Below are 13872 nucleotides of genomic sequence, written 5' to 3' on the forward strand. Positions count from 1 at the left end.
GCGCAATCGGCCCCTGGCCGCCGTCCCCCGCTAGGACTGGAGATCGGCGTGGATCGCCTGGGCGGCCAGCACGCCGTGGCGCAGCGCCAGCGCGGTATCCTGCCCCGGCGCGACGCAGTCCCCGCCGGCATAGATGCCCGGCAGCGCGGTGCGCAGGCAGTCGTCGACCCGCACCCGCTCGCCTTCGCGCGAGATGCGCGCTACCTGCTCGTCGCGTTCGCATTGCTCAGGCGCGGCCCGCCCCACCGCCTTGAACACGGCATGGGCGGCGATCTCGGTGAAGCCGCCGGTATGGGTCAGGCGTCCGTCGACCACCCGGGTCTGCTCGAAACGCACCGCCTGCACCCCGCCGCGCTCGTCGCGCAGCACCTCGAGCGGCGAGGCCCAGGGACGGATGCGCACGAAATGGGCGCGCGCGGTCTGTTCGACGTAGCCGTCGGCCTCGACGCCGTGGCGCAAGGCCAGGGTCACGTCCTGGGCGCCCAGGCGCTTGAGGCGCACCGCCATGTCGATCGCGCTGCGCGCCGCCCCGAGGACGATCGCGCGGTGCGGCACCGGCAAGGCCAGCAGGTCCTCGAGGCAGTGCACCGCCGCCACCCGCTTGCCGGCGTCGAGCAGGCCCGGCGGCTCGGCGCCGGAGACGCCCAGCACCCGGCCGGCGGCCAGGCCGACGCCGAGGAAGACGGCGTCATGGCACAGATGCAGCTCGGACAGGTCGAGGTTCTGGCCCAGCTTGCGCCCGTGTTCGATGCGGATGCGGCCCAGCGCGATCATGCGCTCCAGTTGCGCCAGGGTCTCGTCCCCGTCCGGCAGGGGCGGCTGTTCCTGCATGCGCTGGGAGGAACGCGCCTCGAACACCAGCACGCTGTTGCCCAGCAAGGCCAGGCGCGCGGCGCAGGCCAGTCCGGCGGGGCCGCCGCCGACCACGGCCACCTGTTTGCCGGTTAGGGATGCCGCCATGCGCGGCGCGCCGCGCGCAGGTTGCGCGGTGCTTGCTGCTGACTCGATCATATGCCACTCTTTTTTCGTTGTTATGGACATGCGGGCCCGCTTTCGTGGGCAGGCCCGCGGCGCGCCCCTTGTGCGGGCGCGGCCAGCGACTGCGGTGGATCTACTTCATCTGCGGGAATGCGAATTCGGCGCCTGCGCTGGCGGTGTTGGGCCAGCGCTGCATCACGGCCTTGTGGCGGGTGTAGAAGCGCACGCCCTCCGGCCCGTAGGCGTGGTGGTCGCCGAACAGGCTGCGCTTCCAGCCGCCGAAGCTGTTGAAGGCCATCGGCACCGGCAGCGGCACGTTCACGCCGACCATGCCCACCTGCACCTGGCGCACGAATTCGCGCGCCACGCCGCCGTCGCGCGTGAACACGGCCACGCCATTGCCGTACTGGTTGGCGTTGATCAGTTCCAATGCGCTGCCGACGTCCGGCAGGCGCACCACGCACAGCACCGGCCCGAAGATCTCTTCCTGGTAGATGCTCATGGCGGGAGTCACGTGGTCGAACAGGGTGCCGCCGACGAAGAAGCCGTTCTCGCAGCCCGCCACGCGGTAGCCGCGGCCGTCCACCACCAGCGTGGCGCCCTGCTCAGCGCCCTCGCCGATCAGGCGCTCGATGCGTTCCTTGGCGGCGCGCGTGACCACCGGCCCCATCTCGGCGCCCTCACTCATGCCCGCGCCGATCTTGAGGCTGCGGGTGCGCTCGGCCAGGGCCGCCACCAGCCTGTCTCCGGCCTCGCCGATGGCCACCGCCACCGAGATCGCCATGCAGCGCTCGCCGGCCGAGCCGTAGGCCGCGCCGACCAGGGCGTCCACCGCCATTTCCATGTCGGCGTCGGGCATCACCACCATGTGGTTCTTGGCCCCGCCCAGCGCCTGCACGCGCTTGCCCTGGGCCGTGCCGCGCGCGTAGATGTATTCGGCGATGGGGGTCGAGCCGACGAAGCTGAGCGCCTCCACGTGCGGATGGTCGAGCAGCGCGTCGACCGCCGCCTTGTCGCCCTGGACCACGTTGAACACGCCGTCCGGCAGGCCGGCCTGCTTGAGCAGGCGCGCATGCAGCAGCGAGGGCGAAGGATCGCGTTCCGAGGGCTTGAGCACGAAGCTGTTACCGCAGGCGATGGCGACCGGGAACATCCACATCGGCACCATGACGGGGAAGTTGAAGGGCGTGATGCCGGCCACCACGCCCAGCGGCTGGCGCATCGACCAGGCGTCGATGCCGCGCGCAACCTGGTCGGTGAACTCGCCCTTGAGCAGTTGCGGGATGCCGACCGCGAATTCGACCACCTCGATGCCGCGCGCCACCTCGCCCTTGGCGTCGGCGAAGGTCTTGCCGTGCTCGCGCACGATCAGGGCCGCGAACTCGTCAACGTGCTGGCGGCACAGTTGCAGGTAGTCGAACAGCACCCGCGCGCGCGCCAGCGGCGGGGTGGCGGCCCATTCGGGGAAGGCGGCCTTGGCCGCCTGCACGGCCGCGTCCACGTCGGCTGCGTCGGCCAGGGCCACGCGGGCGCAGGGCTCGCCGCGCGCCGGGTCGTAGACCTCGGCGTAACGGGCTCCGGGGCGCTGCGCGACCTGGCCGCCGATGAAGTGGGAAATCAGGGTTTCGTCCATGTGCTTGTCATTCCAGGTTCTTCAAAAGGGTGGCCAGCTTGCCGAACAATTCGTCGACGTGGCGGCGCTCCAGGATCAGGGGCGGCGACAGCGCGATGATGTCGCCGGTGGTGCGGATCAGGATGCCGTCCGCGAAGGCTTTCTTGAGCGCGTTGTAGGCGCGCGCGCCCGGCTTGCCGGGTATCGGTTCGAGCTCGATGCCGGCCACCAGTCCGATCGAGCGCAGGTCGATCACGTGCGGCAGCCCGCGCAGCGCATGCAGGGCATCCTCGAAATAGGGCTGGATGGCCTTGGCGTTCTCGAGGATCCGCTGTTCGCGGAAGACCTCGAGCGTGGCCAGGGCGGCGGCGCAGGCCAGCGGGTGGCCCGAATAGGTATAGCCGTGGAACAGCTCGATGCCGGCCGGCGCGTCCATGAAGGCGTCGTGGATGTACCCCTTGGTGAACACGGCGCCCATCGGCACCGCGCCATTGGTGATGCCCTTGGCGGTGGTCATGATGTCCGGCTCGACGCCGAAGTAGTCGGCGGAAAACGGCGTGGTCAGGCGCCCGAAGCCGGTGATCACTTCGTCGAAGATGAGCAGGATGCCGTGCTTGTCGCAGATCTCGCGCAGGCGCTTGAGGTAGCCCTTGGGCGGCACCAGCACCCCGGTGGAACCCGACACCGGCTCGATGATGACGGCGGCGATGGTGGACGCGTCGTGCAGGGCCACCAGGCGTTCCAGTTCGTCGGCCAGTTCCGCGCCGAAGTCCGGCTCGCCGCGCGACCAGGCGTTCTTCGCCAGGTTGTGGGTGTGCGGCAGGTGGTCCACGCCCGGCAGCAGGGGCCCGAACTGCTTGCGGTTGGGACCGATGCCGCCCACCGACAGGCCGCCGAAGCCCACCCCGTGGTAGCCGCGCTCGCGCCCGATCAGGCGGGTGCGTCCGCCCTCCCCGCGCGCCTTGTGGTAGGCCAGCGCGATCTTGAGCGCGGTGTCCACCGCTTCCGAACCCGAGCTGGTGTAGAACACGTGGCCGAACCTGTGGCCGGTGTAGTCCATCAGCTGCTCGGCCAGGTCGAAGGCGGCCGGGTGGCCCATCTGGAAGGTGGGCGCGAAATCGAGCTGGCCGGCCATGGTGGAAATCGCCTCGACGATGCGGGGCTGGGCGTGGCCGCAGGGCACGCACCACAGGCCGGCGGTGCCGTCCAGGATGCGGTTGCCGTCCACGTCGCGGTAGTACATGCCTTCGGCGGACGCCAGCAGGCGTGGCGCGGCCTTGAAATCGCGGTTATTGGTGAAAGGCATCCAGAAGGATGCCATCGAGCGGGGCCGGGACTCGTTCATGCGCTCCTCCGTGGCTGGACTGGCAATCGATGAAGTGTGAACAATCATGGCACAAATGGCAACCATCCTGCAGCCATAGTGAATAGCAGTATTTTCTGATATCGCTAGCAATGAGCTGCTTGACAATCAAGTTGCTGCTGGCACAACTCTTAAGGAGTGGTATGCTTAGGGTAGAACATTGACAAGACGATGACATGTCGACCTACATCACCCCCGTGCTGACCACCCCGCGCCTGGTGCTGCGCCCGCTCACCCAGCAGGACGCGCCCGGCCTGTTCGCCGTCTTTTCCGACCCCGCCGTGGTGCGTTTCTGGAGCGCCGAGGCCTGGACCGACATCTCGTTCGCCGACACCGCCATCGCGCGCGCCATGGAGGCCTACCGCGACGAGACCGACATCCGCTTCGCGGTCGAGCTGGCCGACAGCCGCGAATTCATCGGCACGGTGAACCTGCACCACTTCTTCAACCAGAACAATCGCTGCGAGCTGGGCTACGCCATCGCCAGCCGCCACTGGGGCAAGGGCTACGCCACCGAGGCGATCGAAGCGGCTGTGGACTATGGCTTCCGCGAAGTGAGCCTGAACCGGATCGAGGCCGACATCGACCCGCGCAACGCCGCCTCCGGCAAGGTGCTGGAGAAGCTGGGCTTCCGCAAGGAGGGCTACATGCCGCAGCGCTGGCTGGTGCACGGCCAGTATGCCGACACCGTGTTCTATGGCCTGCTGCGCAGCTACTGGGAAGAGCGCGCCGGGAGCAAGGCATGAGGGACAGGGCTTGCGCGGTGCTGCTTGCGGCGCTCGCCCTGCTGGGCGCCCAGCCCTCGGCGGCGGCCCAGGCCACGGTGCCGGTCTGGCGCGAACTGGTGATCTACCCGGCCGACAGCAGCTACCCGGCCGAACTGGCGCGCCGCGGCGTGCAGGGCGAAGCGACGGTCGAGGTCACGGTGGGCGAACAGGGGCGGCGCGCGGCGGTGGTCCGTTCCTCCTCGCGCTCGGCGGAGCTGGACGCGCTCGCCGCCCGGCTCGCGGAGCGCCTGGAGATCGCCGGCAACGGCGCCACGACCGGCCTGGTGAGGATCCTGTTCCGCAAGGATCACGAATCGACGGTGGCCGGCAAGACCTGCGCCGATTTCAACGTCGACGCCGCCTACCAGGCCGCGGTCTTTCCCGAACGCGAGGTGCGCGGCATGCCGGTGATGGTCGACTCGATCGGCAAGCTGATCTACAGCCTGGCGCGCGAAGGCAGGTCGCGCTCCTTCCCCGCCATGTCCCAGGTGCTGGACGCCACCGTGGCGGCCTGCGCCCGCAGCCCGGAAGCGGGCATGCTGGACACGATGCGGCGCGAGGCGCTGAAGTTGCTCTCGCAATAAGACCGGCCTGGGCCTGGCGCGCGGCCCCCTTACCACTCATCCGCCATGCAGACCGTTAAACCCGGAAAATGCCCCGTTCATCGGATGCCTCTGGCGGCACGGCCGGCACGGCCCTACAGTGAAGCCACCCGAACATCCTGGAGGATTCACCGCATGAAAGCCGCAACGCACTTCAACGCCTTCGTCACCGACGTCAAAGTCATGGGCCGCGCCTTCGTCCGCGCAGTCAATGCCGGCAGCCGCACGCTGGCGGCACAGCCCTGGCCGGTCCTGCTGGTCGCGGCGATCCTGCTGGCCTGCGTGCTGACCATCATTCCGCTGGCCGTGACCCTGTTCATCGTCTTCATGCTGTTCAAGGTCGTGGCGAACGCCTTCTTCGACCGCCGCCCGCGCCCGGTCGCCCACCGCGACATGCAGTAAACGATGGTGGCCACCCAGATTAACCGCGCCGTGGACTTCCTGCGCGACGCCGTTAACGAAGCGAGCGTGCTGTGGTGGCGCTTCTTCGACTGGCTGGCCATGGTCGAGTGGCGCCAGCTCTACCTGGTCTGGTTCCTGGTGCTGGCCTTCGGCGTCGGCTTCCAGCTGGTCGACCCGGCCATCTGGTTCATCATGATCTCGCTCGGCGTCAAGGTGCTGGCCGGCGGCAAGCGCCGCGCCGAGCTGATGGCCAAGGAGGCCGACGAGAAGGCCAACGTGGCCACCCTCGAGCGGCGCCTGATGGAGGCCAAAATGGCCGCGCTCCAGGCCCAGGTCGAGCCCCACTTCCTGTTCAACACCCTGGCCCTGATCGGCCAGTTGATCGAGACCGACCAGAAGGAGGCGGCGCGCGTGCACGCCCACCTGGTCGAGTACCTGCGTTCTTCCCTGCCCCAGATGCGGGCCGGCGCCGGCGCCACCCTGGGCAAGCAGGTCGAGCTGTCGCGCGCCTACCTCGCCATCATGCAGGCGCGCATGAAGGAACGCCTGGCGGTGCGCTGGGAAGTCCCGGACTTCCTGGGCAGCTCGCCCTTCCCGCCGATGATGCTGCAGACCCTGATCGAGAATGCGATCAAGCATGGCCTGGAACCGAAGGTCGAGGGCGGCACGATCACCGTGCGCGCCCACGTGGAGCATGCGACCCTGCACGTCGACGTCTGCGACGACGGCGTCGGCATCGACCCGCACGCCGGCGAAGGCGTGGGCCTGGCCAACATCCGCGAACGCCTGGCCCTGCTCTATGGCCCGCAGGCCGAACTGGTGATCGAAGCGCCCCTGGCGGGCGGCGCCTGCGCCTCGATCCGCCTGCCCTACCGCATGACGGAGGATGGATGAGCCCTGCCCAACCCACCGCCCTGATCGCCGACGACGAGGCGCCGATGCGCGACCAGCTGCGCATGCGCCTGCAAGAGGCCTGGCCCGAGCTGCGCATCGTGGCCGAAGCCGCCAACGGGATGGAAGCGGTGGCGCTGGCCGAGCAGCACCGGCCCGACATCGCCTTCCTCGACATCCGCATGCCCGGCATGGGCGGGATCGAGGCCGCGCGCCAGCTCTACCCGCGCTGCCACATCGTGTTCGCCACCGCCTACGACCAGTACGCGGTGGACGCCTTCGAGCAGGGCGCGATCGACTATCTGCTCAAGCCGGTGACCCGGGAGCGCCTGGACACCACCCGCGAGCGCCTCGGCAAGCGCCTGGCGCGCGCCCCCCAGGACATCGGCGCCCAGCTGGCCCAGCTCGGACACCTGCTGCGCGACGGCGGCGCCCGGCGTCCCAACTACCTGCGCTGGATCCAGGCCCAGGTCGGCAGCAGCCTGCGCATGATCAGCACGCGCGAAGTGCTGTTCTTCCAGTCCGAGGACAAGTACACCCGGGTGCAGACCGCCACCACCGAACTCCTGATCCGCAAGACCCTCAAGGAACTGGCGGACGAGCTGGACCCGGACGAGTTCTGGCGCATCCACCGCTCGACCCTGGTGCGGGTGGACGTGATCGAAGAGGTCAGCCGCGACCTGCGCGGACGCCAGATGGTCAAGCTGCGCGGCTGGCCCGAGGCGCTGGAAGTGAGCCGCAACAACGCCCACCTGTTCCAGCAGATGTGAGGCTTGCCTAGCTGAACAGGCCTTCGTCGGAACCGTCGCCGTCGAAGAAGCCGCCCAGGCTGTCCTCGTTACCGTCCAGCAAGCCATCCCCGCCGAGCGACTGCTCGACCGATCCCAGGCCGGCCTGTTCGGCCAGCGCGCTGCCCGACTGGTCGCCCAGCAGGCCGCCAGCGCCGTCCGACAGCAGGTGCTGGCTGGCGCCGTGGTCGTGGAAGAAGTTGTCCAGGCCGTGGAACAGGAAACTGCCGGCCGCCACGCCGGCCGCCGTCGCCGCCATCGTGCCCAGGAAACCCGAGCCACGGCCGTAGGAACCCGGCAGGGCGTGCTGGTAGGAGGGCTGGTGGTGCTGGTAGTGCTGGGGCGTCTGCTGGCGGCGGCCGTGGCCCCAGACATTCTCCAGGAAGCCGCCGCGGCTCGGCTGCTGCCGGCCCTGCAAGGCGCTTTCCAGCTCGGCGATGTGGGCGCGGGCGCTGTCGAGCGCCTGCTCCATCAGCAGGGCGCGCTGCACCAGCAGGTAGGCGGCATCGGGCTGCTGCTGCACCGCGCGCTGGATCAGGGCGTCGGCCTCGGGATCTTTCTGCACGCCGCGCGCCTGGACCAGCTGGCCGAGGAAGTCGTGCAGCATCCGTTCGTCTTGCGGGCTCATGGAAATGCTCCTCATCATGGACGTCGATAAGAGAGCATGTTGTGCGCGCGGCGGGAATTTCAAGTTCGACAATCCGGTGCGCGCGCCGCACGCTTGCACCGACAGGTTATTGACTACGCGTTCCAGAACCTGCACACTAGGGTTATTGAACAAGCGTTTCATAACTACGGAACTCGGCGCCATGGCCAGGCCAAGGACATTCAACGAAGACGTCGTGCTCGACCGCGCAGCGGAGGTCTTCGGCCGCCTCGGCTATCACGCCTGCTCGATCGACGACCTGGTGGAAGCGACGGCGCTGCAGAGAGGCAGCCTGTACAAGGCCTTCGGTTCCAAACGCGGGCTGTTCGAGAAGATACTGGAGCGGGCGATGGTCGGCGAATGGTTCCGCGATCCCGCCGTGCTCGATCTATTGATCACCGCCTTGCGCGAACTGGCGCCGGGCGATCCGCCGATCGCCGCCCTCTGCCGCAAGGCCTTGCACGCCTATGGAGGCGACGCCGCCACACTGATCGGCACGCGTCTCCTCGAACGCTTGCCCTTTAGCGAACCCAGCAAGGAGTAGCCATGCCGCGTATCGAATTGACCGACAAGGAACTGGTCGTCCGCCTGACGCCGTGGGAATCGATCTGGGCGCTGCGTGCCAGCTTCGGCGTGCCGCTGGCGCAGATCCGCGGGGCGACCGAGGACAACGGCTTTCGCGGAAGTGCGCTGGGCCTGCGGATCCCGGGCACCCACGTGCCGGGCCTGATCACGGCCGGCACCTTCATCAAGTCGGGCGACCGGCAGTTCGTCTACACCACGCGCAAGTCGCAGACCGTCGTCATCGAACTGGCCGGCAACAAGTGGGCCCGGCTGGTGATCGGCGTGCCGGACGCGCGCGCCGAAGCGGCGCGCATCAATGCCGCCGTCGCCCTGCACTCCTAGCGTGCGCGACAGGGCCCGCCGGGAGCTTGTGTCACACTAGCGCGTTCGCACACGTTCAGCCGATCGCCGCCACCTTGGAGAAACTGATGAGCTCAACACTGATTCCCTGCCTGCGCTACCAGGACACGCAAGCCGCCATCGACTGGCTCTGCCACTGTTTCGGATTCCAGCAAAAACTCATCGTTCCCGGCAGAAACGGAAAGATCATGCACGCCGAACTGACCCTGGGTGGCGGCATGGTGATGCTCGGCACCCATGCCGACGACATCCTCGGCCAGGTGATCGCGTCGCCCGACCAGCTCGGCGGCCGGCAGTCGCAGACCACCTGGATCACGGTGGCGGACGCCGACGACACCTATGCGCGGGTGGTCGACAAGGGCGCCGCCATCGTCCAGGAAATCGACGACGCGCCCTTCGGCGGACGGGTGTTCGCCTGCCGCGACCTGGAAGGCCACGTGTGGCACGTCGGCACCTATGATCCCTGGGCTTCCGGTCCCGCCTGAGGCTTTGCTATGCTAGCGGCCTGACGTACACCAACCTAGGGAATACAACATGGTCTCGCTGCAGGAGCAGTTACTGAAAGCCGGCCTGGTCGACAAGAAGAAGGTCAAGCAGGTCAACCAGGACAAGAGCAAGCAAAAGAAGATCGAGCGCCGCACCGGCGTCGAGTCGGTCAACGAAGCGCGCGAAGCGGCGCTGGAAGCCCAGCGCAAGAACGCGGAACGCGCGCGCGAGCTGAACGCCCAGCGCGACGCCGCCGCGACCCAGAAGGCGATCATGGCGCAGATCGTGCAGATGGTGCAGCAGAACAAGCAGCCGAAGACGAAGAACGGCAAGGACGACGTGCCCTACAACTTCACTTTCGGCACCAGGATCGAGCGTATCTACGTCTCGCCCCAGGTGCAAGAGCACCTGGTCGCGGGTCGTCTCGTCATCGTCGGCATCAACGGTAGTTTTGAACTAGTGCCGCGCGTGATCGCCGAGAAGATCGCCGAGCGCGACGCCGCGCTGGTGGTGCAGGTCAAGAAGGCCAGCCAGGAAGTCGAGGAAGACGATCCCTACGCGGCCTACAAGATTCCCGACGACCTGATGTGGTAATGGCGGCGTCCCTCATCCGCCAGGCGGGACTTGGCGACCTGCCCCTGGTGGCGCCGCTGTTCGACGCCTACCGCCAGTTCTACGGCAAGCCGGCCGATCCCGCGCTGGCCGCATCCTTCCTGCGCGAACGGCTGGAGCGCGACGAGTCCACCATCTTCCTCGCCACCGACGCCGACGGCAGGGGCATCGGCTTCGTCCAGCTCTATCCGTCCTTCTCGTCGGTATCGGCGGGGCGCATCTACGTCCTCAACGACCTGTTCGTGGCGCCCGCCGCGCGCGGCGCCGCGGTCGGACGCGGCCTGCTGCAGGCCGCGGCGGACTTCGGCCGCCAGCGCGGGGCCTTGCGCCTGGTGCTGTCGACGGCCAAGACCAATACCAGGGCCCAGGCTTTGTACACGTCCGCCGGCTGGGTGCGCGACGAGGACTACTTCGAATACACGCTGGCCCTGCGAACCTGACACTCAGATCTGGAAGCCGCCGGCCACGTCCAGCACGCCGCCGGTGACGTAGCCAGCGTGGGGTCCGGCCAGGAAGCACACGATCTCGGCCACTTCTTCGAGCGTCGCGATGCGGCGAATGGCGTGCAGGTCCATGATGGCCGGAGGCAGCTCGGCGGCCACGGCGGCAGCCATGTCGGTCGGCATGATGCCCGGCTGGACCACGTTCACCGTGATGTTGCGCGGACCGAGGTCGCGCGCCGCGCCCTTGGCGTAGCCGGCGATGGCGAACTTGGTGGCGGAATAATCGGTCACGCCGGCGAAGGGGATGCGGGTGCCCAGGGCCGAGCCGATGAAGATGATGCGGCCGCCGTCGGTGATGCGCTGCGAGGCGGCACGGGTGGTCGCCACGACGCCCAGCACATTGGTTTTCCACTGGAGGTCCTGTCCCGCCACGTCGAGCTCGGGGTCGTCCACGCCCTTGCCCTGCACCGCGATGGCGGCGTTGTTGACCAGGATGTCCAGCTTGCCGAAGTGCTCCAGCACCGTATCGACCAGCCGGGGCGCGGCGGCCGGGTCGGCCTGGTCGCTCTTGACGGCGAGCGCGCGCACGCCGGTCTTCTTCAGTTCCTGGACCAGGGCCTCGGCCTTCTCGGCGGAGGCGACATAACTGATCGCCACGTCGGCGCCCTGCGCCGCCAGCGTGCGTGCGATGGCGGCGCCCAGGCCGCGCGAACCACCAGTTACCAGGGCAACCTTGCCCTTCAATGCATTCGACATGAAATCCCTTTCGATCGATGGCCGGCGCCAGGCCGGCCGGATGAGCACCGTGCTCTCTTTTTCGTAACGAGTGTTACGATAACGATCAGTATATAATCCGGCGAAGGCTTGTCAAGAGATTTCGTAACGATTGTTATTTCATAGGACGGACTGATTCGATGGGACGCCATCGCAAGATCGACATGGAAAAGGCGCTCGATTCGGTGCTCTGCGTGTTCTGGCGCAAGGGCTACGAAGGGGCGTCCTACGCCGATTTGACCGAGGCTGCGGGTGTGGAACGCCCTGCGCTCTACTCCGCCTTCGGGAACAAGGAATCGATGTTCGGCCTCGCGCTGGAGCGCTATTACGAGCGCTACATGGATTTCTATCCGGAGGCGCTGAAGCTGCCGACCTCGCGCGAGGTGGTGCGGGAGATCATGCTGCGCTCGATCGCACTGAACACCAGCGAGCAGCGGGGCTGCCTGGGTATCAATGGCGTGCTGGCGGGGTCGGACGAGGCCGAGCCGGTGCGGCAGGCCCTGATCGAGATGCGCGCCGGGGGCGAAATGCAACTCAGGGAGCGGCTCGAGCGGGCGAAGGCGGAAGGCGACCTGCCGGAATCGGCGCAGCCGGATGTGCTGGCCACCTACATCCTGGCGGTGCTGCACGGGATGGCGGTGCAGGCCAAGGCGGGGTTCCCACCCCAGGTGCTGGAGGCGGTGGCCGAGCAGGTATTGGCGGCCTGGCCCGGCAAGTGAAACTGTCCGGTCCCATGCGCGGGACCGGTTCTTTCGGTAAGCCTGACTGCGGCTTACCGGCCTAGATCGCGGCCGCCAAAGGCGTTCGGCAATTGCGCGGCCGCGGTGGTCTCGAACACCTCCCCTTCCAGGTTGCTGAGCACCACCGGCAGGGCGTTTCCGCCCAGTTCCAGGATCACCTGGCGGCAGGCGCCGCAGGGCGCGATCGGGCCTTCGGTCTGGCCGATCACCGCGAGCGCGGCGAAGTCGCCCGGCTTGTAGCCGCTGGCGATGGCGCTGAAGAAGGCGGTGCGCTCCGCGCAGTTGCACAGGCCATAGGACGCGTTCTCCACGTTACAGCCCCGGAAGATGCGCCCGTCCTTGCACTCCAGCGCCGCCCCGACCTTGAACTCCGAGTAGGGGGTATAGGCCATCTCGCGCGCCGCGCGCGCTTCCTCGATCAGTTTCGCGTACTTCATGGCCTCCCCTTACGGACGGATGCTGCGGTAGATCATCGGCTCGGCGGCTGGCTTGTCCGCCGCCAGCACGTAGGCCGCCTGCACCTGGCGCACCGCCTGTTCGGCGGCTTCGCGGGTGCGCGCATGGACCATGGCCAGCGGCTGCCCCAGGTCGAGCTTGTCGCCCAGTTCCACCAGCTTGGTGAGGCCGACCGCGAAGTCGATCGGGTCCTGTGGACGCACGCGCCCGCCGCCCAGGGCCACCACGGCCAGGCCCAGGCCACGGGTGTCGACGCGCGCGGCGTAACCCGCCTGCAGGGCCGGCACCGGCAGGATCACCGGCGCGCCGGCCAGGTGGGTATCCGGCTTGTCCATCAGGTCGGCCGGGCCGCCCAGCGCGGCGACCATGCGCGCGAAACGCTCGGCCGCTTCGCCCGAATCGAGGGCTGCCTGCAGGCGGGTGCGGGCCTCTTCATCCGATTTGGCGATGCCGGAGATGACCAGCATCTCGGCGCACAAGGCCATCGTCACCTCGTGCAGGCGCGCCGGGCGCGACTTGCCGCTCAGGTAGTCGATGGCGACGCGCACCTCGACCGCGTTGCCGGCCGCGTGGCACAGCGACTCGTTCATCCCGGTCAGGATGGCCGAGGTGCGGGTGCCGGCGCCGTTGCCGACGTGGACGATGCTTTCGGCCAGCTCCACCGATTTCTCGTAGCTCGGCATGAAGGCGCCGCTGCCCACCTTGACGTCCATGACCAGGGCGTCGAGGCCGGCGGCCAGCTTCTTGGACAGGATCGAGCCGGTGATCATGGCCACCGATTCCACGGTCGCCGTGGTGTCGCGGATGCTGTAGAAGCGCTTGTCGGCCGGCGCCAGCTGGGCGGTCTGGCCGATGATGGCGACGCCGACTTCCTTGACCACCTTGCGGAACAGTTCCGGATCGGGGACGGTGCAGTAGCCGGGGATGGAATCGAACTTGTCGAGGGTGCCGCCGGTGTGGCCCAGGCCGCGGCCCGAGATCATCGGGACGTAGCCGCCGCAGGCCGCGATCATCGGGCCGAGCATGAGCGAGACCACGTCGCCGACGCCGCCGGTGGAATGCTTGTCGACCACCGGGCCGGGCAAGTTCAGCGACTTCCATTCCATGACCTGGCCGGAATCGCGCATCGCCAGGGTGAAGGCGACGCGTTCGTCCATCGTCATGTCGTTGAAGTAGACGGCCATCGCCAGCGCGGCGATCTGGCCTTCGGTCACGCTGCCGTCGGGAATGCCGCGCACGAAGAACTGGATCTCCTCGGCGCTCAGCGTGCCGCCGTCGCGCTTCTTACGGACGATTTCTTGGGGGAGGAACATGATGCTTCCGTTTTCAGTGTTAGCTCTAAAACGTCATTCCCGCGCAGGCGGGAATCCAAGTTTGCGTGCTGATCC

At 68.0% G+C, this 13872-nt stretch carries 18 protein-coding genes; 11 read left to right on the forward strand and 7 right to left on the reverse strand.

Translation table 11 applies throughout. From position 1 onward, the window contains the following. Positions 1-30: 30 nt before the first annotated feature. The 3 genes from B0920_RS12990 to B0920_RS13000 all read right to left on the reverse strand — a co-directional run bounded on the left by B0920_RS12990 (position 31) and on the right by B0920_RS13000 (position 3935). Positions 31-960 carry an FAD-dependent oxidoreductase gene (locus B0920_RS12990; RefSeq protein ID WP_229455471.1) on the reverse strand — a complete coding sequence of 310 codons (930 nt, stop codon included), beginning with the start codon at positions 958-960 and terminating at the stop codon, positions 31-33. Between the two features lie 151 nt (positions 961-1111). After that, positions 1112-2611 (reverse strand): CoA-acylating methylmalonate-semialdehyde dehydrogenase, encoded by a 1500-nt coding sequence (locus tag B0920_RS12995; protein WP_078032896.1) that lies wholly within the window; start codon positions 2609-2611, stop codon positions 1112-1114. Between the two features lie 7 nt (positions 2612-2618). Then, entirely contained in the window at positions 2619-3935 is a 1317-nt protein-coding gene (locus tag B0920_RS13000; RefSeq protein WP_078032897.1) for an aspartate aminotransferase family protein, read from the reverse strand. Positions 3936-4129: 194 nt separating this feature from the next. On the opposite strand from B0920_RS13000, the gene B0920_RS13005 reads away from it, so the two are divergent. From B0920_RS13005 to B0920_RS13025, 5 genes are all read left to right on the forward strand, one after another. Continuing rightward, a complete protein-coding gene (locus B0920_RS13005; RefSeq protein ID WP_078032898.1) occupies positions 4130-4699 on the forward strand; it encodes a GNAT family N-acetyltransferase in 570 nt (189 codons plus the stop codon). Continuing rightward, on the forward strand, positions 4696-5304 hold the full coding sequence (locus tag B0920_RS13010; RefSeq protein ID WP_078032899.1) for a TonB family protein: 609 nt from the start codon (positions 4696-4698) through the stop codon (positions 5302-5304). Before B0920_RS13005 ends, B0920_RS13010 begins: the two co-directional genes overlap by 4 nt. 153 nt (positions 5305-5457) lie before the next feature. Continuing rightward, positions 5458-5724, forward strand: coding sequence for a hypothetical protein (locus B0920_RS13015; protein WP_078032900.1), 267 nt, complete (start codon positions 5458-5460; stop codon positions 5722-5724). Between the two features lie 3 nt (positions 5725-5727). After that, entirely contained in the window at positions 5728-6618 is an 891-nt protein-coding gene (locus B0920_RS13020; RefSeq protein WP_078032901.1) for a sensor histidine kinase, read from the forward strand. Beyond that, positions 6615-7385: a LytTR family DNA-binding domain-containing protein gene (locus tag B0920_RS13025; RefSeq protein ID WP_078032902.1), complete on the forward strand. Its 771-nt coding sequence runs from the start codon at positions 6615-6617 to the stop codon at positions 7383-7385. The genes B0920_RS13020 and B0920_RS13025 overlap by 4 nt, the downstream gene beginning before the upstream one ends. A 7-nt stretch (positions 7386-7392) precedes the next feature. Here the strand turns inward: B0920_RS13025 and B0920_RS13030 are convergent, their stop codons facing one another. After that, the gene (locus B0920_RS13030) at positions 7393-8031 is read right to left on the reverse strand and encodes a DUF2076 family protein (protein WP_179119152.1); all 639 of its coding nucleotides are present in this window, start codon (positions 8029-8031) and stop codon (positions 7393-7395) included. Here B0920_RS13030 and B0920_RS13035 point away from each other — a divergent pair. From B0920_RS13035 to B0920_RS13055, 5 genes are all read left to right on the forward strand, one after another. Continuing rightward, the gene (locus tag B0920_RS13035) at positions 8030-8593 is read left to right on the forward strand and encodes a TetR/AcrR family transcriptional regulator (protein ID WP_229455475.1); all 564 of its coding nucleotides are present in this window, start codon (positions 8030-8032) and stop codon (positions 8591-8593) included. The genes B0920_RS13030 and B0920_RS13035 overlap by 2 nt on opposite strands. A 2-nt stretch (positions 8594-8595) precedes the next feature. Then, positions 8596-8955: a hypothetical protein gene (locus tag B0920_RS13040; RefSeq protein ID WP_078032905.1), complete on the forward strand. Its 360-nt coding sequence runs from the start codon at positions 8596-8598 to the stop codon at positions 8953-8955. A gap of 86 nt (positions 8956-9041) precedes the next feature. Then, a complete protein-coding gene (locus B0920_RS13045; protein ID WP_078032906.1) occupies positions 9042-9458 on the forward strand; it encodes a VOC family protein in 417 nt (138 codons plus the stop codon). Between the two features lie 49 nt (positions 9459-9507). After that, a complete protein-coding gene (locus B0920_RS13050; protein ID WP_078032907.1) occupies positions 9508-10053 on the forward strand; it encodes a DUF2058 domain-containing protein in 546 nt (181 codons plus the stop codon). Beyond that, positions 10053-10511, forward strand: coding sequence for a GNAT family N-acetyltransferase (locus tag B0920_RS13055; protein ID WP_078032908.1), 459 nt, complete (start codon positions 10053-10055; stop codon positions 10509-10511). Before B0920_RS13050 ends, B0920_RS13055 begins: the two co-directional genes overlap by 1 nt. 3 nt (positions 10512-10514) lie before the next feature. Here B0920_RS13055 and B0920_RS13060 read toward each other — a convergent pair whose 3' ends face one another. Further along, positions 10515-11270, reverse strand: coding sequence for an SDR family NAD(P)-dependent oxidoreductase (locus tag B0920_RS13060; protein ID WP_078032909.1), 756 nt, complete (start codon positions 11268-11270; stop codon positions 10515-10517). Positions 11271-11428: 158 nt separating this feature from the next. On the opposite strand from B0920_RS13060, the gene B0920_RS26400 reads away from it, so the two are divergent. Next, on the forward strand, positions 11429-12007 hold the full coding sequence (locus B0920_RS26400) for a TetR/AcrR family transcriptional regulator (RefSeq protein ID WP_078032910.1): 579 nt from the start codon (positions 11429-11431) through the stop codon (positions 12005-12007). A gap of 53 nt (positions 12008-12060) precedes the next feature. Here B0920_RS26400 and B0920_RS13070 read toward each other — a convergent pair whose 3' ends face one another. Both B0920_RS13070 and deoA read right to left on the reverse strand, forming a co-directional pair. Next, the gene (locus tag B0920_RS13070; RefSeq protein ID WP_078032911.1) at positions 12061-12465 is read right to left on the reverse strand and encodes a cytidine deaminase; all 405 of its coding nucleotides are present in this window, start codon (positions 12463-12465) and stop codon (positions 12061-12063) included. Positions 12466-12474: 9 nt separating this feature from the next. Further along, positions 12475-13797: a thymidine phosphorylase gene (deoA, locus tag B0920_RS13075; RefSeq protein ID WP_078032912.1), complete on the reverse strand. Its 1323-nt coding sequence runs from the start codon at positions 13795-13797 to the stop codon at positions 12475-12477. Positions 13798-13872: the final 75 nt, after the last annotated feature.

Source organism: Massilia sp. KIM (assembly GCF_002007115.1).
Classification (GTDB): domain Bacteria; phylum Pseudomonadota; class Gammaproteobacteria; order Burkholderiales; family Burkholderiaceae_D; genus Telluria.

What these genes read in the sequence shown, in the direction of transcription:
- B0920_RS13020 (WP_078032901.1), top strand. Translation starts at nt 5,728, where the DNA reads ATGGTGGCCACCCAGATTAACCGCGCCGTGGACTTCCTGCGCGACGCC.
- B0920_RS13040 (WP_078032905.1), top strand. Translation starts at nt 8,596, where the DNA reads ATGCCGCGTATCGAATTGACCGACAAGGAACTGGTCGTCCGCCTGACG.
- B0920_RS13025 (WP_078032902.1), top strand. Translation starts at nt 6,615, where the DNA reads ATGAGCCCTGCCCAACCCACCGCCCTGATCGCCGACGACGAGGCGCCG.
- B0920_RS13005 (WP_078032898.1), top strand. Translation starts at nt 4,130, where the DNA reads ATGTCGACCTACATCACCCCCGTGCTGACCACCCCGCGCCTGGTGCTG.
- B0920_RS13070 (WP_078032911.1), bottom strand. Translation starts at nt 12,465, where the DNA reads ATGAAGTACGCGAAACTGATCGAGGAAGCGCGCGCGGCGCGCGAGATG.
- B0920_RS12990 (WP_229455471.1), bottom strand. Translation starts at nt 960, where the DNA reads ATGGCGGCATCCCTAACCGGCAAACAGGTGGCCGTGGTCGGCGGCGGC.
- B0920_RS13035 (WP_229455475.1), top strand. Translation starts at nt 8,030, where the DNA reads ATGGAAATGCTCCTCATCATGGACGTCGATAAGAGAGCATGTTGTGCG.
- B0920_RS13015 (WP_078032900.1), top strand. Translation starts at nt 5,458, where the DNA reads ATGAAAGCCGCAACGCACTTCAACGCCTTCGTCACCGACGTCAAAGTC.
- B0920_RS13055 (WP_078032908.1), top strand. Translation starts at nt 10,053, where the DNA reads ATGGCGGCGTCCCTCATCCGCCAGGCGGGACTTGGCGACCTGCCCCTG.
- B0920_RS13010 (WP_078032899.1), top strand. Translation starts at nt 4,696, where the DNA reads ATGAGGGACAGGGCTTGCGCGGTGCTGCTTGCGGCGCTCGCCCTGCTG.
- B0920_RS13060 (WP_078032909.1), bottom strand. Translation starts at nt 11,270, where the DNA reads ATGTCGAATGCATTGAAGGGCAAGGTTGCCCTGGTAACTGGTGGTTCG.
- B0920_RS12995 (WP_078032896.1), bottom strand. Translation starts at nt 2,611, where the DNA reads ATGGACGAAACCCTGATTTCCCACTTCATCGGCGGCCAGGTCGCGCAG.
- deoA (WP_078032912.1), bottom strand. Translation starts at nt 13,797, where the DNA reads ATGTTCCTCCCCCAAGAAATCGTCCGTAAGAAGCGCGACGGCGGCACG.
- B0920_RS13050 (WP_078032907.1), top strand. Translation starts at nt 9,508, where the DNA reads ATGGTCTCGCTGCAGGAGCAGTTACTGAAAGCCGGCCTGGTCGACAAG.
- B0920_RS13045 (WP_078032906.1), top strand. Translation starts at nt 9,042, where the DNA reads ATGAGCTCAACACTGATTCCCTGCCTGCGCTACCAGGACACGCAAGCC.
- B0920_RS26400 (WP_078032910.1), top strand. Translation starts at nt 11,429, where the DNA reads ATGGGACGCCATCGCAAGATCGACATGGAAAAGGCGCTCGATTCGGTG.
- B0920_RS13030 (WP_179119152.1), bottom strand. Translation starts at nt 8,031, where the DNA reads ATGAGCCCGCAAGACGAACGGATGCTGCACGACTTCCTCGGCCAGCTG.
- B0920_RS13000 (WP_078032897.1), bottom strand. Translation starts at nt 3,935, where the DNA reads ATGAACGAGTCCCGGCCCCGCTCGATGGCATCCTTCTGGATGCCTTTC.